The sequence below is a fragment of the Desulfosporosinus acidiphilus SJ4 genome, assembly GCF_000255115.2.
GTDB classification, from domain to species: domain Bacteria; phylum Bacillota; class Desulfitobacteriia; order Desulfitobacteriales; family Desulfitobacteriaceae; genus Desulfosporosinus; species Desulfosporosinus acidiphilus.
Genome location: NC_018068.1, coordinates 636,042 through 654,809 on the forward strand (window position 1 = coordinate 636,042; position 18,768 = coordinate 654,809).

At 43.7% G+C, this 18,768-nt stretch carries 14 protein-coding genes; all 14 read left to right on the forward strand.

Annotated elements, in window-relative coordinates:
- Window positions 1–62: 62 nt before the first annotated feature.
- The 14 genes from DESACI_RS03080 to DESACI_RS03145 all read left to right on the forward strand — a co-directional run bounded on the left by DESACI_RS03080 (window position 63) and on the right by DESACI_RS03145 (window position 18,730).
- On the forward strand, window positions 63–1,088 hold the full coding sequence (locus DESACI_RS03080) for a DUF1786 domain-containing protein (protein ID WP_014825707.1): 1,026 nt from the start codon (window positions 63–65) through the stop codon (window positions 1,086–1,088).
- Window positions 1,089–1,194: 106 nt separating this feature from the next.
- On the forward strand, window positions 1,195–2,007 hold the full coding sequence (gene cdaA, locus DESACI_RS03085) for a diadenylate cyclase CdaA (protein ID WP_014825708.1): 813 nt from the start codon (window positions 1,195–1,197) through the stop codon (window positions 2,005–2,007).
- Window positions 2,008–2,009: 2 nt separating this feature from the next.
- Window positions 2,010–3,254 (forward strand): CdaR family protein, encoded by a 1,245-nt coding sequence (locus DESACI_RS03090; protein ID WP_014825709.1) that lies wholly within the window; start codon window positions 2,010–2,012, stop codon window positions 3,252–3,254.
- A 6-nt stretch (window positions 3,255–3,260) separates the two neighbouring features.
- Entirely contained in the window at window positions 3,261–4,862 is a 1,602-nt protein-coding gene (locus DESACI_RS03095) for an NAD(P)/FAD-dependent oxidoreductase (protein ID WP_014825710.1), read from the forward strand.
- 134 nt (window positions 4,863–4,996) lie between these two features.
- A complete protein-coding gene (gene glmM, locus DESACI_RS03100; RefSeq protein WP_014825711.1) occupies window positions 4,997–6,334 on the forward strand; it encodes a phosphoglucosamine mutase in 1,338 nt (445 codons plus the stop codon).
- Window positions 6,335–7,076: 742 nt separating this feature from the next.
- Entirely contained in the window at window positions 7,077–8,900 is a 1,824-nt protein-coding gene (glmS, locus tag DESACI_RS03105) for a glutamine--fructose-6-phosphate transaminase (isomerizing) (protein ID WP_014825712.1), read from the forward strand.
- A 679-nt stretch (window positions 8,901–9,579) separates the two neighbouring features.
- Entirely contained in the window at window positions 9,580–10,641 is a 1,062-nt protein-coding gene (locus DESACI_RS03110) for a DUF3231 family protein (protein ID WP_014825713.1), read from the forward strand.
- A gap of 629 nt (window positions 10,642–11,270) precedes the next feature.
- On the forward strand, window positions 11,271–12,464 hold the full coding sequence (locus DESACI_RS03115) for an FprA family A-type flavoprotein (RefSeq protein WP_014825714.1): 1,194 nt from the start codon (window positions 11,271–11,273) through the stop codon (window positions 12,462–12,464).
- 84 nt (window positions 12,465–12,548) lie between these two features.
- On the forward strand, window positions 12,549–13,130 hold the full coding sequence (locus DESACI_RS03120) for a flavodoxin family protein (protein ID WP_014825715.1): 582 nt from the start codon (window positions 12,549–12,551) through the stop codon (window positions 13,128–13,130).
- Between the two features lie 49 nt (window positions 13,131–13,179).
- Window positions 13,180–13,617: a response regulator gene (locus DESACI_RS03125; protein ID WP_014825716.1), complete on the forward strand. Its 438-nt coding sequence runs from the start codon at window positions 13,180–13,182 to the stop codon at window positions 13,615–13,617.
- A gap of 292 nt (window positions 13,618–13,909) precedes the next feature.
- Window positions 13,910–14,521 carry an NAD(P)H:quinone oxidoreductase gene (gene wrbA / locus DESACI_RS03130; protein WP_014825717.1) on the forward strand — a complete coding sequence of 204 codons (612 nt, stop codon included), beginning with the start codon at window positions 13,910–13,912 and terminating at the stop codon, window positions 14,519–14,521.
- Window positions 14,522–14,645: 124 nt separating this feature from the next.
- Window positions 14,646–16,334 (forward strand): 2-oxoacid:acceptor oxidoreductase subunit alpha, encoded by a 1,689-nt coding sequence (locus DESACI_RS03135; protein WP_014825718.1) that lies wholly within the window; start codon window positions 14,646–14,648, stop codon window positions 16,332–16,334.
- Window positions 16,327–17,196: a 2-oxoacid:ferredoxin oxidoreductase subunit beta gene (locus DESACI_RS03140; protein ID WP_014825719.1), complete on the forward strand. Its 870-nt coding sequence runs from the start codon at window positions 16,327–16,329 to the stop codon at window positions 17,194–17,196. Before DESACI_RS03135 ends, DESACI_RS03140 begins: the two co-directional genes overlap by 8 nt.
- A gap of 334 nt (window positions 17,197–17,530) precedes the next feature.
- A complete protein-coding gene (locus tag DESACI_RS03145) occupies window positions 17,531–18,730 on the forward strand; it encodes a glucose-1-phosphate adenylyltransferase (protein ID WP_014825720.1) in 1,200 nt (399 codons plus the stop codon).
- Window positions 18,731–18,768: the final 38 nt, after the last annotated feature.

Here is an 18,768-nt window from a genome sequence, read left to right on the forward strand (position 1 = left end):
GGGCGAAGATGATTCGGATTTTAAAACAGTCGGTTTTGTATATAGAGATAGAGGGTGTTGCAATGGATAATAAGGTAATTGCTATTGATGTAGGGTCCGGTACTCAAGATGTCCTCCTTTATCAACCGGGCACCGCCCTGGAAAATTGTCCTAAGTTTATTGTTCCCAGTCGTACTCAAGTTGTTGCAGCTCAGATACGGAAGGCCAGTTCTGCGGGCAGGGAAATTTTTCTACATGGGCACCTGATGGGCGGCGGAGCCTGTTCCCAGGCTCTTAAAGAACACTTGGCCTTAGGGCTGAAAGCTTATGCTACCCCAAAGGCCGCTCTGACATTCAATGATAACCTGGAAAAGGTTAAAACTATGGGAATTGAACTCTGCTCGGAAGCCCCCGCTCCTGCAGCAGCTTCCATGTGGATGGGAGACATTGATACATCTGCCTTGGAGCAGGCTATTGGTGCTTTTGGCCTAGAGTACCCGCAGAAATGGGCTGTAGCTGTGCAGGACCACGGCTATAGCAAAACGGAAAGTAATCGAACATTGCGCTTTCGCCTTTGGAAGGATTTTGTGCTCCAGGGAGGCGATCTGAAAACCTTGGTTTTCCAAGAGGAGATCCCGGAGGTCTTTACTCGGATGAGGGCCGTTCAGGAGATCCTGCCCGGTGCGGTTATCACCGATACCGGGACTGCAGCGCTTATGGGAATTATGGCCGATCCTGTGGTGAAGCCCCATCTGGAACAGGGGATCTTAGCAGTTAACGTCGGAAATTCTCATACCCTTGTGGCAGCGATACGTGGAGAACGGGTCTACGGTATTTTCGAACATCATACGAGCTTGCTGACCCTTGAAACCTTGGCTGCCTTTGTTAAGCGCTTTCAAACGGCGGAATTGACGAATGAAGAAGTCTTTCAGCATGGAGGACATGGGGCAGCGTGGCATCCGGAAATGAAATCGGGTTGGGATTTTGTGGCTGTTACCGGTCCGAGGAGAAGTATGGTTAAATCTTTACAGTGGTATGAAGCGGCCCCTTATGGGGATATGATGTTAACAGGTTGTTTTGGTTTACTGGCAGGCCTAAAAATCCTTTGATTTTTTAAAAATATTTTTTAGCGGCAAGGTATTTTTAGAAATGTGGAGAATCAATAATTAGATGCAACTCTCTGTAAGATGGAGTATATAAGAAGGGGGGAAGACCATGACGGGAGTTTTATCTCAATTTCGCAATTTTGGCTGGCTTGATGCTATTGATGTTCTAGTAGTGACAGTGGTCTTCTACCAATTCTATATGCTCATTAAACGAACCCGGGCAGTTCAGTTGGTCAAAGGTGTTTTGTTCCTTCTCGTGGCCTACCTTTTGGCAAAATACTTTCAACTGAGGACCCTCAGCTGGATTCTCGACAAACTGTTTCAGATGTTTGTTTTTGCAATTCCGGTGGTTTTTCAGCCCGAGCTGAGAAAATTCTTGGAGCAGCTTGGCCGGGGAAGGTTCTTGACTCGCCATCCTTTAAATCCCGGCATTAATTCTTTAGAACAGGTAATTGAAGAATTAGTGCGCTGTACCCAAGTCCTCTCGAAGAATCGCATCGGAGCTTTAATAGTCTTTGAACGAAAAACAGGCGTTCAGGATTTTGTAGAGACAGGAATTAAAATTGATGGTGTGGTTTCCTCCGAGTTTTTGGTTAATATTTTTATTCCCAATACACCGCTTCACGACGGGGCAGTCATCATACGTTCGGATCGGGTAGCAGCTGCAGGATGTTTCCTGCCCCTCTCCGAAAATCCTAACATTCAAAAAGATTTAGGGACCCGACACAGGGCTGCTTTAGGACTGACGGAAATTACCGATGCCATAGCTCTTGTTGTTTCAGAGGAAACCGGGGCAATTTCTGTGGGAATCGATGGTGCTCTGACTCGCTTCATGGATGATAAAATGTTACGTGAATTGTTATTAAGGGAGCTTGAACTGAATACCAGTTCTTCCCTGACAATTCCCTTTTGGAGGTGGTAGCTATGATGGGGATTTTGCGGCGAAACCTCGGAGTCAAGTTGCTTTCATTCCTAGTTGCCATTCTATTTTGGCTTTTTGTCATTTACCAAGGAAGTTCCGATAAAATAATACCTGAACAGACGCTGAACGTTCCCTTAGTGGTCACTAACTTACCTCAAAATATGATCGTCATGAGTACGCTTCCTCTAGTCAGTGTCCGTTTCCAGGGGATTAATCCCAGTGCTAATATTAAAGACATTTATGCCCAGGTTGATCTGACTGGGGGGACTGCCGGGGACCATGATTACAATGTGAAAGTAAACTATCCATCGGGAACAAATGTTGTTGATTGGCAGCCTACCAGTATTAAATTAACTCTCGATACTGTTCAAGAGAAAATTGTACCGGTTCAGGTGGCTATGTCCGGCAATCCTGCTGACGGTTTTCAAGTTGGGACTCCAATGGTTAAACCTTCGGCGGTCAACGTCAGAGGTCCTAGTAAGTTTGTCTCGACCTTGGATAAAGTTATTGCAGAGGTTAATATTGCCGGAGCCAATAATACTGTTGAAGTCTCTCCGCCAATAAGTTTCCGCGATAAAGCGGGCAAGCCTATTCTTGGACCCAACCCCAGTGTCGATATCTTGACTGCTTACCCGAGCAGTGTCGATGTTGTCGTTCCGGTCACGGCTAAAGGCCTGTCTACCAAGATGGTAACCCTCAATGTGAAAACCACAGGGACAGTGGCACAGGGAAAGGTGCTGAAGTCTGTGCTGCCTTCGCCCATCAGTGTACAGGTTACCGGCAGCGCCCAGGCCTTAAAGGGATTTGATTCCTTGACGGTTGGCCCTGTGGATCTCAGCGGTCTTACGGAAGACAAAACCTTTCCGATTCCCTTAGATAAAATCAGCCTGCCGTCGGGAGTCTCATTCCTCGATGGTACGACTATCAGCGTTATTGCTCAAATAGGAGCCGGTCCAATACAAAAAACCATTACAGGTGTTCCGGTTGAGATACGTAATGTTGACAAGAGTCTTCAAGTTGATCAAACAACTTCACCCCTCGATGTGGTGATTGAAGGCCTTCCGGATGTTGTGAATAACGTAACCACCGATCAGATTCAGCTTTGGGTCGATGCTTCCGGTCAAGCAGTAGGAAGCTATCCCAATACGCCGGTTCTCTGGCAGCTTCCCCCCGGAGTAACGATGCCTACGACGCCACAGATAACCTATAGTCTTAAAGCGAAGGCTTCTACGTCAAAAGGAGAATAAGCAAACGTGGATTTTATATGGACAAGTTTAAGGATACCCGTGGAAAACGACGACTTGTTGACAGTTACTATGGCCCGCAAGTTAAAGGTCCCTGAAGCAATGATTCAGGGACTTCGTTTCTTGCGCCGTTCCCTGGATGCTCGTAAAAAACCTCATCTCGTCTTTGATTATACAGTTCAATTTTCTCTGGGAATCCCCAAAAAAGAGGGATCCAGGCTTTTATCAAGGATTCCCGGACTTAAAGAAGCCCCGCCGGAAGTTCCTGTCGTATGGTCCAAGCCCTGCAAAAAGCTAAAGCATCGTCCGGTGGTGGTTGGTTCAGGTCCTGCCGGATATTTTGCAGCCTTGGCCTTAGCTCGAAGAGGGTATAGGCCCATAGTGCTGGAGCGGGGAGATTCGGTGGAAGAGCGTACTCGGAAGGTTCAGGAATTTTGGCAGACAGGGAGATTAGACACAGAGAGCAATGTACAATTTGGTGAAGGCGGGGCGGGAACCTTTTCTGATGGAAAACTGACAACCCGCATTCAAGATCGCCGTATTACAGAGGTTTTAGAAACCTTTGTTAAACACGGGGCGCCCCCCGAAATCCTCTTCTTAGCTAAACCGCACATTGGTACTGATATTCTTAAAGATGTAGTCAGAGGTATTCGGCAAGAAATTATTTCTCTGGGCGGCGAAGTTCGCTTTCGAGCTAAAGTGACAGCTTTAAAGTCCTTAAGTGGTCAGATACAAAGTGTTACGGTGAATGGTCAGGTAGAAATTCCCGTGGAGGCCATTGTTTTAGCTGTGGGGCATAGCGCCCGGGATGTCTATGGATTTCTTCATGACCGGGAGATTGCTCTGGAGAGGAAAGGTTTTGCCATAGGCCTGCGTATTGAACATCCCCAGGCCATGGTTAATTTAGCGCAATACGGTGTCGAGGAGCACCCCCTGGTGGGTCCTGCCGATTACCAGTTGACTTTTAAGGACTCCATGACCGGCAGGGGCGCTTATGCCTTTTGTATGTGCCCTGGCGGGAAGGTCGTAGCTGCTGCTTCGGAAGAAGGTGGAGTCGTTACTAATGGGATGAGTGAATACTCCCGGGACACTAACTACGCTAACAGTGCCATTGTCGTGACCATAGGAACCGATGATTTTGCAACGCCCCATCTTTTGGCGGGTCTGGAGTTTCAAAGGACCTGGGAAAGAAAAGCTTTCGCTGCCGGAGGATTCAGTTATCGTGCTCCGGCACAGCGGGTCCAGGATTTTTTAGCGGGAAGGGTTTCCGATAATTTTGACTTGCCTGCCAGTTATCTGCCGGGTATTGTGCCTTATGATCTTCATGGTGTCCTTCCCCAGGAGGTCGGGGACGTCCTAGGCAGGGCCTTACAAGCTTTCGATGGCAAGATTCATGGATTTACAGGGCCTAGAGCAACTTTGACTGGAATTGAGTCGAGGACAAGCTCTCCTCTTCGCATCGTACGAAATGAACGAGGAGAATCAATAAGCATAGCAGGACTTTATCCGGCGGGAGAAGGTGCCGGCTATGCCGGAGGCATCACAAGCGCAGCGGTGGATGGTTTAAGAATGGCCGAGCACCTTATGGCGCAATATGCGATGGTAGAGTAGAATAAGAGTGTCTTGACAAAAAAGAAGTTGAACATCTTGTTTATAAGATTATAATTAGATAATGTTATGTATAGTTCTATCGAGCTTAAACGTTTTATGGGGATAAAATTTGAAACGAAAGGGAGAGAAAGGATTTGGGCCGACTCTTTGGAACCGATGGAGTGCGCGGCGTGGCTAACAGCCAGCTGACACCGGGCCTTGCTTTTCGACTTGGGCAAGCAGGTGCGTATGTTTTAAGCAAGGAGCATCCACACCCACGAATTGTGATAGGTAAGGACACCAGGATTTCAGGGGATATGCTTGAAGCGGCATTAATCGCCGGGATTTGCTCTGTTGGAGCGGATGTTTTACGGGTAGGTGTTCTGCCGACACCGGCGATCGCTTACTTAACACGTACCTTAGATGTCAGTGCAGGTGTCGTGATTTCAGCATCCCATAACCCTGTTCAAGATAATGGAATAAAATTTTTTGATTCCACCGGATTTAAATTACCGGATGCCATCGAGGATGAAATTGAAAGTATTGTCCTCAATGAAGATAAACCATGGGATACTCCCATTGGCGGGGAAGTTGGACGTGTTATTGAGGTTAAGGATGCCGGAGAACGGTACATAAACTTTCTTAAGCAGTCCATAGGACGCCTCGATGGTCTTAAAGTTGTGTTGGATTGTGCCAACGGCGCCGCGGCTTACGTAGGACCGGCGGCTTTGCGGGAATTTGGCGTAGAGGTCATTCCGATTTTCCATACTCCGGATGGGGTGAATATCAACGCAGGCTGCGGCTCGACTCATCCTGAAGAGCTGCAGCGTGCTGTTTTGGAACACAGCGCAGACCTTGGCCTGGCCAATGACGGTGATGCCGACCGCTTGATAGCAGTGGATGAACTTGGAAATATTCTTGATGGGGATTTCATTATGGTGATCTGTGCTTTAGCCCAGAAAGCGAAGGGAACCTTAGCAGAAAATGCTGTGGTTGTTACAGTCATGAGCAATCTGGGGTTGCATTTAGCGCTTAAGGAAGCGGGAATCACCATTCACGAGACCCAAGTCGGAGATCGTTATGTCATGGAGGAACTGCTGCGCACAGGAGCGAAATTAGGCGGAGAACAATCAGGTCATATAATTTTCTTGGATCAGAACACCACAGGGGATGGCTTATTGACAGCCCTTCATTTGCTGTCGGTGGTCAAAGAACGGGAAATCCCGCTGTCCCAGCTTGCTCTGCAAATGCAGCGACTGCCTCAAGTTCTTCTCAATGCCCGGGTAACCAATAAAGAACGTTTAATGTCCGATGACAGGATACTCGCCAAAGTTAGGGAAGCCGAAGAAGTTCTGGGCGGAAGGGGCCGGGTTTTAGTACGTCCTTCGGGGACAGAGCCTTTGATTCGAGTGATGGTAGAAGGACCTGATCAGGAAAAATTAACAGAATTAGCCCAAGGAGTTATTGACTTTATCATTAAATGTGATGCATGATAACAATGCATAAAGATACCATTGGATTACTTATTGACTTTAGCGTATAATAGGCTCATGTGTGGGAACAAATGCAGATATAACGCATAGAATGATATTGGCGTTATACTTATAACATCCATAAGTTCCATTGATTTATGAGAATTTATAAGGATCTATAAAGAAGCAAGAGTGGTCTAAATCTTAATAATATCAATATGATCTATATAAGGGTCCTTATAATTTATAAATCGATCGGACTTTGTGATAAAACATACGTATTTGACTCATACATGAACCGTTTTGCGCAGATAGTAATGATTTAGCTGGCTGGTTTAGTTTGACCTGAGCTGCTAAGTTGGTTATTTGAAAGGAGTGATGCTATAAGAAAAGCAGGACAGAAATATCTTTAGCCAAGTGAGCTGTAGGTACAATTGAATTGCGTTGTTTCAGAAACGTTTAAGCGCCAGGGCCTTATATAAAATAAGGTCGACGAGGAAGAGGGTTATCGAACCATTCGGCGGGTTCCTCTCGGTGGCTTGTCACCGTTACGCTTACATAAAACCGGAAAGTAATTTTCGGGACAAAGAGTGAGTGAACAAGACAAGGGGGTAGTGTGCCCATTTACCTCCTTGACTTAAGCTATGCCAAAAATGAAACAACGAAGTCGTCCAAGGTCGGGCGGCTTTTTCTTGTGTTTTAAACTCGATAAAAATGAAAAGGTCACTAAAAGCAGAACAGAATTTGAGGGGAGAAATATAGAATGTGCGGAATCGTTGGATATGTGGGGAAACAAGTTGCTATTCCTATTTTAGTAGAAGGTTTAAAGAAATTAGAATATCGTGGGTATGACTCAGCCGGGGTAGCCGTGTTGGATACTGATAAAATATCTGTGTCCAAAAGTGTTGGCAAATTGGTCGCCTTGGAGAAGGAGATCGGAGATAATTTTTCCCAATCCTGCATAGGCATTGGTCATACACGCTGGGCTACTCACGGACGTCCTTCCCATGTCAATGCCCATCCTCATGGGGATTGCGGACAGGATTTTGCAGTGGTGCACAACGGGATTATCGAGAATTATCTGGAATTAAAAGATCAGCTTATCGAAAAAGGGCATTCCTTTGTTTCGGAAACTGATACAGAAGTGTTGGCGCACCTTGTTGAAGACTTTTACCAAGGAGATCTGGAAGCTGCCGTTCGCAAGGTCTTAGAAGTTATTAGCGGTTCCTTCGCTCTGGTCGTGCTCAGCCGCAAGGAACCGGATAAGCTGGTAGCGGCTCGCAAAGACAGCCCCATGGTTGTCGGGCTTGGTACTGGAGAATTTTTTGTCGCCAGTGACATAACCGCTATTTTAAACCATACTCGCCAAGTTTATATTTTAGATGACGGTGAAATGGTTGTAATCCAAGAAGATGGGGTTAGAGTTTCAGATTTCATGGGAAATCCTCGTGAAAAAGAAGTCATGCATGTTAAGTGGGATGCTGTAGCAGCAGAAAAAGGCGGCTATGAACACTTTATGCTTAAAGAAATTCACGAGCAGCCTCGTGCCTTAAGAGATACAATACTGGGGCGTTTAGAGGAGGAGAAAGTTGTTCTCCAGGAAGTGGATTTGTCCTCAGAACAACTCTCTCAGATGCATAAAGTATATATTGTTGCTTGCGGAACAGCTTGGCATGCCGGCTTAGTAGGCAAGACTCTGATAGAGCGCTGGGCCCATCTCCCTGTAGAAGTGGACATTGCTTCAGAGTTTCGCTATCGCTCGCCGCTCATTGATGAGCACACTCTGGTTGTGGTTGTAAGTCAGTCCGGTGAAACGGCAGATACTTTAGCTGCTTTAAGAGAAGCTAAAAATCGGGGCGCGCGTGTCATCGCCATCACCAATGTCGTGGGCAGCACAGTATCCAGGGACGCTCATGATGTAATATATACCTGGGCAGGTCCGGAAATTGCGGTGGCCTCGACAAAAGCTTATACAACTCAATTAGAAGGTATGGTCTTACTTGGATTGTATCTTGCTCAAGTTAAAGGAACTTTGCCTGCAAGCAAAATCGGTGAAATTATCAGTGATTTAAAAGAGATCCCTGCTCAAGTGCAGGAAATTCTTGATCAGGAGAGCAGCATTCGTCAATTAGCCCAATCCTTTGTGGGCGTAGAAGATGCTTTCTTCCTGGGTCGCTCTTTAGACTGGGCCGTATCTATGGAGGGCGCTCTGAAGATGAAGGAGATTTCCTATATTCATGCTGAAGCCTATGCTGCAGGAGAATTAAAACACGGTACTTTAGCCCTTGTCACAGAACAGACCCCTGTCATTGCCTTAGCAACACAACGAGACGTATTTGATAAGACTGTTTCCAATATCAAAGAAGTAAAAGCCCGGGATGCCAAAGTCTTCGGAATGACTTACAAAGGCAACACCAGTCTTGCCAAGTCTGTAGACCATGTTATTTATATTCCTGAGACAAGGGATGAACTGGCCCCGATTCTGACAGTTATTCCGCTCCAACTCTTGGCTTATTATGTCTCTGTGGCCAGAGGGTGCGACGTTGACAAGCCGAGGAATTTGGCAAAGAGTGTGACGGTTGAGTAGGAGCTCTACTACTGTCTACAGAAAGTGTTTCCCCCTGATAAACCCTTTCCCTCCAATGAAAGCTTTACCGTGAAGAGGAGAAAAGGGAATAGAAAAATAGAACTGAAAAATGCCCGAAACCCTTGAAAACAAAGGGGTAGAGAAGGATTATCGAAAGTAAAATCCTCACTCTACCCTTTTTTGCTTATCTTTGTTAGTATTTGGACGGTAACACTTTATTTCAAACGCTGAAAGGCTTATGTATCAAGGGATACGGGTCACGGAATAACCTTTATTCCATGATACTTTACCCTGATTTGAGGGAAGACCGTATTCCATTTTCTTTGAAATTCTCAAACCTACTTCCCAGTAAGACTCTATTCCGTGGAAATAGATGGACACTACGTAAATCAAACATTGAGAGATTGCGGGGGGAAGGGGCGTTTTTCAAATATACACCTTCGGGTAGCCCAGTTTTCTTTTAATGAGGGTGTCATCATGGCAAAACGCAAACGTGAAATCACGAAAGCTAAGGGGATGTTTTTTTTACCCTTAGAATAGAACAACAAAAGTTGAATTTAGGAAATTAAGAAAACTGTCACTTCGCTGGTACAGAGTCACTTAAAATATTCTCTTTCGAATGATTAACTAAAAATTACAGATACTAATTTCTAATTATAAAAAAAGTGGGGTGAATACCATGGAAAATCTCAATGAGATTCAGCAAAGTACCCTCGAACAATTGCCATTTGGCAATTACCAACATAACTTATCAGATATTCCGCCTACAGCTTCAGATATCGGACATCTTTGGACAGGTTATATGGCAGAAACCATGTCTGTATGTATGCTTAAACATATCACAGAACAAACGAAAGACCCCGATATAAAGCCTATCCTGCAACAAGCTCTCGATTTATCAACCGAACGGGTTAAATCAATGGAAAACTTGTATACTTCCATCCATCATCCAATCCCAATTGGTTTTGGGGAAAAAGACGTAGATGCCAGTGCTCCTGGTCTTTTCTCTGAAGCTTTTGGCTTGATCTACACGCGGCTCATGAGCCTTTATGTTGTGGAGCATTATCTTTTAGCATTGACTCGGAGTCCCCGCTCTGATTTTAGACAAATATATTTAAATGCAATTACGTCTTCGAGCAATCTCATCGAAAAGACAACGAATGTCTTATTAGCAAAAGGGCTACTTCCGAAATCCCCAATTATTGTTGTTCCCGATCAACTTAAACTTGTTGATGACAAAAATTATTATGGTTCAATTTTCGGAGGGAAAAGAACCCTAAATGCTGTAGAGATTAGTCACTTATACCATTGCATCGTAATCAAAATGGTATTTTCTACTTTGAATTTAGGCTTCGCTCAAGTTACTAAGTCAAAAGATATTAAGAAATATTTCGAGAGAGGAAAGCAAATTGATAGTGAACATACTAAAATTTTAGGAAGTATCCTACAAGAAGAAAATTTAACTATACCCATGCCAGGGGAATTTCAGGTCTCTGACTCAAAACATTCTCCTTATAGCGAAAAGTTAATGCTTTTCCATTCAACTGTTGTAACATCTTATAGTACATTGTCAGATGCCTTTGCTCTGACGAGCTCTGCCCGAAAAGATTTAGTTACTGCTTTTAGTCGACTGAGCATTGAGTCTTTAGAGTATGCCAAGCATGGCGCTGACTTATTGATTGAAAACAATTGGTTAGAAAGGATCCCAGAAACTGTTAACCGCAAAGAATTAATCCATTAATCGCAGATATTTAACAAGATTTCATTAAGGGGCATTTCAATTGTTTTCACCTTAAGCCACTGTCTGTAATAACGTAATGTAAAATGCCCTTATCCACGTTATTTCAGCAACGACAGTCTATAACTTTATTTTCTGTACATTTATTGTTCATATGATAATAAACTCCGGTGAAAATAATAAAGTATGGTGAAAATGAAAATAAGGTGGTGAAACCCGTTGGTGTAATCAGGAGCAATCCTGTTACATCGGCGGGTTTTTCTATACCCGCCGACTATAGATAAATAAATAAAAAGAGCCCCACGGGGCGTCATGGTTTCGGAAGAGATGCGGAGGTAGTTCTTCCAAGGACTTCTCGTGAACCCTTATTTAATTACATATAATGGCGGAAATCAAGCATTGAGAAAAGGTGGAGCCAAGGGGCATTAAAAATTAACATAAATAATAGGAAAATGTCATTATAATAACATTTTTTATAATTATCATTCTTAACAGGGGAAGACAGATATTGAGATTTAGAAATGAATAAATCCCTAAAAATCGAGCAAATTGAGTCAATAAAGAAGATAATGAACATACCGTCAAATTTAATGGTGATAGATTAAATAACTATAATTATAGGAGGTAACTCAATGAAGGCAATCGAAGTTAAACACGGGATATATTGGGTAGGAGCATTAAATCCTGATCTGCGCATTTTTGACGTCATAATGGAGACAAAAAGCGGCACAACCTATAACTCTTATCTAGTCAGAGGTGAAAATAAAACAGCCTTGTTTGAAGTTGTTAAAGATGGCTTTGAGAATGAACTTATCGAAAGAATCTCAAGTGTGATTGACCCCGAAGCTATCGACTACATTATCTTTGATCACACCGAACCGGATCACTCTGGTTCTATTCAAAATGTTTTACTGAAGATGCCGAAGGCCCAGGTTTTAGGTTCTCAAGCGGCGATAACGTTTCTTTCTCAAATTCTAAACACTGATTTTAATAAACGAATTGTTAAACATGGGGAAGAACTGGATCTTGGCGGAAAGACATTGCGCTTTCTCTCTACACCTTTTTTACATTGGCCAGATACCATGATGACTTATTTGCCGGAAGATAAAATTCTGTTTAGTTGTGATGCTTTCGGCAGTCATTTTTGCAATCAAGAGCTATTCAATGACCTAGTAGGTGACTTTTCCGAAGAATTCAAGTTTTATTACGATGCCATTATATATCCTTTTAGTAATTATGCTCTTGAAGCAGCCAGCAAGATCAAAGATCTGGAAATTGACATGATTTGTCCGTCTCACGGACCGATTTTACGTCAGGATCCCTGGTCATATATTAATAGTTATGTTGATTGGTCTACAAGGGAAATGGAGGAAGGGTCAAAAAGTGTTATAGTAATATATACTTCAAATTATGGTTATACCGCCAGACTTGCCAAGGAAATAGCTGTCGGTCTGGCTGATGGGGGTGTGAAGGTTGAGGTAATGGATATCTTGGAGCACTCCAAAGCTGATCTGCGGAAAAAGATCGACCTAGCTGATGGACTCCTGATTGGTTCTCCCACCTTCAATAGGGACGCTATACCTCCTATTTGGGAATTGCTGGCGGAGGTTTCAGCAATTATTAACAAAGGCAAACCTGCAGCTGCCTTTGGCTCCTATGGTTGGAGTGGTGAGGCAGTAAAATACATGGAACAGCGGCTGCAACAACTGCAGTTTAAGATTACCCAGCCTGGTTTGCGTGTTAATTTCGTACCGAATGCTGACAATCTGGAAGAAGCCAGGAATTTCGGACGAGAATTTGCCTCAGTTGTTGCAAATAAGACTTGAGAAAGAATCATGAAGAAACCTGTTGCCGGTTCAGGGCCATCAAGTTATAACTACTTAGATTAGAAAAAGAGAGTTGGGGATTATATGCCGTTATCAGTACTTGGTATTGCCTGCAGTCCTCGCCGCAGTGGCAACACTACCCGACTATTATTAGAGGCAAAAGAAACTATAGTAGGTGAGGGTCACAATTTTGAGCTGATTTATCTTTCTGATCTGAAAGTAAATCCCTGTCAAGGCTGTAATGCCTGTTCGATTAGCGGGGTCTGCATAATCAAAGACGATATTTCAAAACTTCAAGATAAGCTGATCTCTGCAGATAGGATTATGATAGCTGCTCCAATTTTTATGATGGGCGTAAATGCCCAAACAAAAATTTTAATTGACCGCATGCAGGTGCTTTGGGCTCGTAAATACGTACTTAATCTTCCGTTAATTAATTCATCTAAATCCGAGCGGAGAGGACTTTTCCTATCGACCGCCGGTACTAAAAAACCAGATGTATTCAAGTGTGCCGAACGTTCTATTCAAACATTCTTTCATATGTTGGGAATCAAGTATGATCAACCTTGTCTTTACAGCGGGATTGATCGGGCCGGAGAGATCCTGGATCATCCTACAGCCTTGGAAGATATACGCAAGGCTGCAGAAGCGTTGCTTCGGGAGTAGAATTAGATCAACTAAATATTGTTTAACTAATTGGGAAGATAAGAGGGAAGTGAATAAAATAGAGAAGAACATAGTTAAAAATACTGATAATAATCGCCAGAAGAAGCCGTTAAAATTGCTAATCGTAGAGGATGATGAGATCAATAGAATGGTGATGGAAAAAATAGCAATTAGAAAAGGATGGGAGGTTTTATTGGCAGAGAACGGAGAAGTTGCTGTTGATATCTATCAGAAGCTGGAATTTGAAGTAATCATCATGGATTGCCAGATGCCTATATTAGACGGGTTCAAGGCAACACGAGCGATAAGACAATTGGAGAGTAACAGCGGTACGCATATACCTATTATTGCCCTGACCGCTAACACCTTAGAAGGAGATAGGGAAAAATGCCTCAATGCTGGAATGGACGATTACTTAACAAAACCTATTGAAACAAACGATTTTTACACTATTGTTGAGAAATGGTCCAATAAATCTTGTTGCTAAAATGTTTGGCATGAATAAGATTGATTGTTGTAATTGCTTTCAGGGAAACCTTTCCGATTCATGAGTGGCTTAAGTCGTTTTAAAGAATGTCGTCCATAAGTACAAGTTGATTCGTGCGAAATTTATATCTTTATTAGAAAAATGTCATGATAATGGCATTTTTTTTTGTTACCGTTTAATAGAGAAAATGGTTTATTACAACAAGTGATGAAGGGCTGAAGTGAACAATCGCAGAGGTTCAAGAAGGCAATGAAAATGCGTTGAAGTTCGCAAATAGAAAGGAGAATGTAAGATGGAAAAGGTTAAACTTGCAGTTATTTATTACAGTATGACAGGGATAAATTATCAGTTGGCTCAGTGGGCAGCAGAGGCAGCAAAAGAAGCGGGTGCGGAAGTGCGTTTGCTCAAGGTGCATGAACTGGCGCCGGAAATAGCGATTAATAACAATCCTTTATGGAAAGCAAATGTAGAAGCTACCAAAGAAATTCCGGAAGCAAGCTCAAATGATCTTGATTGGGCAGATGCCATAATTTTTAGTGTTCCGACGCGCTTTGGAAATTTAGCTGCCCAGATGAAACAATTTATTGACCTTCAAGGAGGCTTATGGGCCCAAGGGAAGCTGATGAATAAGGTTGTGAGCGGTATGTCCTCAGCCCAGAATCCCCATGGTGGTCAGGAAGTCACCATTAAGAGTTTATATACTTCATTGATGCATTGGGGAGCAATCATTGTGCCACCTGGCTATACAGACCCTTCGATTTTTAAAGCAGGCGGCAATCCATATGGAACCTCAGTTACTCAAGGCCAAGATGGCAAAATGGTAGAAGACGTAAAAGAGGCTGTTTTCCATCAGGCCAAAAGAACTATCGAAATTGCCGGATGGTTGAATAAGGGTAAAGAATAGTCAAATTGGTGAAGGGACAACCCCGTCATTCTAGTCAGTATAGATAAAGGTCTTTATAAGGTACGGTTATGAAATTAAGGAAAAAAGGAGTTTATTTATAACTTGAAGTTACGAGGTGATTAATTTGGATTTCAACATATTAGTGGGTGGCGCTGCTGGCCAAGGGATTGATACAGTTGGAAAAGTACTGGAACAAATCATCAAAAAACTAGGTTTCGAAGTTTTTTCCTACAAAGATTACATGTCCCGTGTAAGGGGCGGACATAATTTCCATCAGATTCGTTTTGCAGATAGGCCCCTATACTCCCATCGCGAGGATATTGATGTTATCCTGGCGCTTGATTCCGCAACGGTAGAGCTGCATTCCTCTCAGCTTTCTCCAGGAGGTGTTCTGGTTAGTGACGAGAGTAACAGCGGGTCTCTAAGTAAGGGCGAGGCTTTTTGGCTTCCGTTGAAGGGTAAGGCTATCGAGGCAGGAAACATAGTGACGGAAGGGATTGTAGCCGTAGGTGCTATTTTGAGGCTGTTTGATTTAGACCTCGCTAAGATCTGGCCGGTACTAAGAAGTCTGTTGAAAGAGGAGATATTTGAGATGAACCGGCGGGCTTTGGAATATGGTTACAATTTGACCCAATCACGATTCAAGCTCGAATTTCCGGAAACTCAGCCGAGAATCATGGTAACAGGAAACCAAGCCATTGGATTGGGGGCTTTGGCTGCAGGGGTTAGTTTTTATTCGGGCTACCCTATGACCCCTTCAACAGGGATTATGACTTATTTAGCCGGCAAGATGGAAGAAGCGGGGATTGTGGTGGAACAGGCTGAAGATGAAATAGCAGCTATCAATATGGCTATTGGGGCATCCTATGCCGGAGCTCGTGCCATGACTGCAACATCCGGCGGAGGGTTTTGCTTAATGGTTGAAGGACTGGGCCTAGCGGCAATGACGGAAACGCCGTTAGTGATAGCCAATATTCAGCGACCGGGTCCGGCGACGGGCTTTCCGACACGCACCGAACAAGGCGATCTGAGTTTTGTTCTAACGGCTTCCCACGGTGAATTTCCGAGAATGATTATAGCTTTGCGTGATCCGGAAGATGCTTTTTATCAAACAGTGCGGGCCTTCAATATTGCTGATAAATTTCAGATCCCGGTGATTTTGCTTGGCGATCAATATTTAGGGGATTATTATCAGACGATTCCTCCCTTTGATTTCTCCACGTTGACCATTGAACGTGCTTTAGCCGGTAAAGAAGTATGGCAGCAACAAGAACTGTATGAACGCTATAAATTGACTGAGGACGGGGTTTCTCCTCGCTTAGTTCCCGGTCGATGCGGATCACAGGTGGTCATCGCGGATAGTGATGAGCATACTGAGACCGGACATATTACTGAAGCGGCAGAGGTACGAATAGCCATGACGCAAACAAGGCTGCAGCGTTGGGAGAATCTTAGGAAGGAAGTTCGGGAACCGTGGCTTATCGGACAGGCTAAGCCTGAGATTCTGCTCGTGGCTTGGGGTTCATCAGCCGGACCGGTGCGTGAAGCAATCAAACTATTGGAAGCAGATTACTCTGTTGGGGCCTTAATCTTCGGAGATATTTATCCGTTGCCGACCATGCTGCTTAAGGAGCTGCATCCCGACGTTAAAATCATGATAAACGTGGAGCAAAATGCCACCGGCCAATTGGCAGCTCTAATCCGCCAAGAAGCCCAGCTAGTCTGTCAAGACAGTATCCTGCGCTATGACGGCAGACCAATGAGCGGTCGGTATATCTCGGCAAAAGTAAAGGAGGTCATGGCGAATGTCTAACGGAGAGCTTATAAAAGAGCTGTTTGATTCCGATGACGAAATCACCTGGTGTCCGGGCTGCGGGAACTTCGCCATTCTGAAGGCGATCAAGACGGCTTTGTTTGAATTAAACAAGCGGCCGGAAGAAATTTTAATGGTATCAGGCATAGGCCAAGCGGCAAAACTCCCTCATTATCTGCGAAGCAATGTTTTTAACGGTTTGCACGGGCGTGCTTTACCCCCGGCAGCAGCGGCCAAAATCGTGAATCCGGAATTAACGGTTATCGTGCATTCCGGTGATGGTGATTCTTATGGTGAGGGTGGGAATCATTTTATTCACAATATCCGGCGCAATGTAGACATAACCCATTTTGTCCATGATAATCAGATCTATGGTTTAACCAAGGGGCAGGCTTCACCCACAACAGCTCTGGGACAGGTGACCGGAATTCAGACGAAAGGAAATATAGATCAACCTCTTAACCCGCTCATGTTAGCCCTGGCAGCCGGAGCCACCTTCGTGGGGCGGGGGTTCAGCGGACACCAGGAACATCTCATCAAACTAATGAAAGAGGCTATTAAACATCCCGGTTATGCTTTGATTGACATTCTTCAACCCTGCGTCAGTTTTAATAAAGTTAATACGAACCGTTGGTACGCGGAGCGGGTTTACGAATTAACAGAGGAGTTTGATACCGGGAATCTGAGTAAGGCCATGGAGCTTGCCCAGGAATGGGGAGAAAGGATACCCATCGGCATATTCTACCGTGTGCAAAAACAAACATTCCAAGAACGTCTTAATTGGCTGTCTGATCGACCGCCGCTCGTCGACCGGGTTTGGGAACCGCGCGATGCCGAGAGGTTTATGAGAGAGCTGGAGTAAGAGAGATAACAAAATAATCATTTATTCAGTAAACTAATTATGAAGTTTCTGGTGCGGATATATACTCAATGATGAGATTGTTAAGTTAAAAATATAAAATAATACTAAATAAAATCTTGAATATAAGAAAAATGTCATGATAATGGCATTTTTTTTTATTAGGATTTTACTAAAGACAACTTGAGCCAAGACGAAATGTTGGCAGCAACAGACCGGACGGAAGTCGAGGTTTATCTCGGACCTTCACAAAGCCGGATTATATAAATGGGCTAGCCCATTAAATTATGGGTTGAGAGAGTTTACATTCACTAGAATGAGAGAAGGGAGCACGAAGATGTACAAGGAAGAATGTGTAGCAATGCTATTAGCAGGTGGGGAAGGTAGCAGGTTGGGTGCTCTAACTGAGAAAAGGGCTAAACCTGTAGTCTCCTTCTACGGAAAATACAGAATTATTGACTTTAGCTTAAGTAACTGCGCAAATTCAAAGATTAACACGGTTGGAGTTCTTGTCCAATATAAACCTTTATCGCTTATTTCTTATCTCGGCTTGGGCTCAGCTTGGAACTTAGCTAATCCATATGGCGGAGTCAATATACTTCCCCCTGTTCCCAATGAAACGGGTGAAACTAGGTATAATGGAACCGCAAACGCCGTTTACCAGAATTTTGAGTTTATAGATTTGTACGATCCCAACTATGTGATTATTCTTTCCGGGGATCATGTCTACGAAATGGATTATTCACAGATGTTAGCGTTCCATAAAATGAAGAATTCAGAAATAACCATAGCAACGGTTGAGGTGCCCTGGGAAGATTCTTCTCGATTTGGTATCTTAGCTCTCAATGGAGATCAACGGGTTACAGAGTTTGAAGAAAAACCAGCTCAACCTAAGAGTAATCTTGCTTCCATGGGAGTCTATATTTTTAACTGGTCGACACTTAAAGAGGCTTTACTTGAAGATGAAGGTGATTTTCAATCTCAGCATGACTTTGGTAAAAACATTATCCCTCAGCAACTAAAGCATGGGAAAAAAATCTACGCCTATAAGTTTCAGGGTTACTGGCGGGATGTTGGGACCATCGAAAGCTATTATCAGGCAAATATGGATTCTTTGCATAAGGATCATTTCATTAATACTTTTGATTCGAAATCCAGAATATTTTCGAATGAAGATATCCAATCACCCAGCTCGTTTGGTTTTACAGCAAAAGTAGAAAATAGCTTCGTGAGTAAAGGTTGTATTGTTCATGGCGAGGTAAGGAATTCAATTCTGGCTCCGGGGGTTTATGTTGGAAAAGGTGTTCAAATTAAGGATTCGATTTTATTACCCTTTGCAAAGGTTCAATCGGGATCACGCCTTCTCAAAACAATTGTTGGGGAAAATGCCGAAATTATGAACAACTGTACCGTTGGTGCTTGGGGAAGTATCCATATGGACCAAGAGGAGATTACAATTATCAAGGATTATCAGAAAGTTGCTGAAGGTTCAGTGATAGGAGAGCGTATAAGCGGAACCTGGCCTCGGGCTATTTAAATTATAGAAAGATTTAAAGGTAAGTTGCTATCTCTGGA

Excerpts from the sequence above, each read along its gene's own strand:
- glmS (WP_014825712.1), top strand. The coding sequence starts at position 7,077 with ATGTGCGGAATCGTTGGATATGTGGGGAAACAAGTTGCTATTCCTATT.
- DESACI_RS03080 (WP_014825707.1), top strand. The coding sequence starts at position 63 with ATGGATAATAAGGTAATTGCTATTGATGTAGGGTCCGGTACTCAAGAT.
- DESACI_RS03110 (WP_014825713.1), top strand. The coding sequence starts at position 9,580 with ATGGAAAATCTCAATGAGATTCAGCAAAGTACCCTCGAACAATTGCCA.
- cdaA (WP_014825708.1), top strand. The coding sequence starts at position 1,195 with ATGACGGGAGTTTTATCTCAATTTCGCAATTTTGGCTGGCTTGATGCT.
- DESACI_RS03120 (WP_014825715.1), top strand. The coding sequence starts at position 12,549 with ATGCCGTTATCAGTACTTGGTATTGCCTGCAGTCCTCGCCGCAGTGGC.
- DESACI_RS03090 (WP_014825709.1), top strand. The coding sequence starts at position 2,010 with ATGATGGGGATTTTGCGGCGAAACCTCGGAGTCAAGTTGCTTTCATTC.
- DESACI_RS03115 (WP_014825714.1), top strand. The coding sequence starts at position 11,271 with ATGAAGGCAATCGAAGTTAAACACGGGATATATTGGGTAGGAGCATTA.
- DESACI_RS03140 (WP_014825719.1), top strand. The coding sequence starts at position 16,327 with ATGTCTAACGGAGAGCTTATAAAAGAGCTGTTTGATTCCGATGACGAA.
- DESACI_RS03145 (WP_014825720.1), top strand. The coding sequence starts at position 17,531 with ATGTACAAGGAAGAATGTGTAGCAATGCTATTAGCAGGTGGGGAAGGT.
- wrbA (WP_014825717.1), top strand. The coding sequence starts at position 13,910 with ATGGAAAAGGTTAAACTTGCAGTTATTTATTACAGTATGACAGGGATA.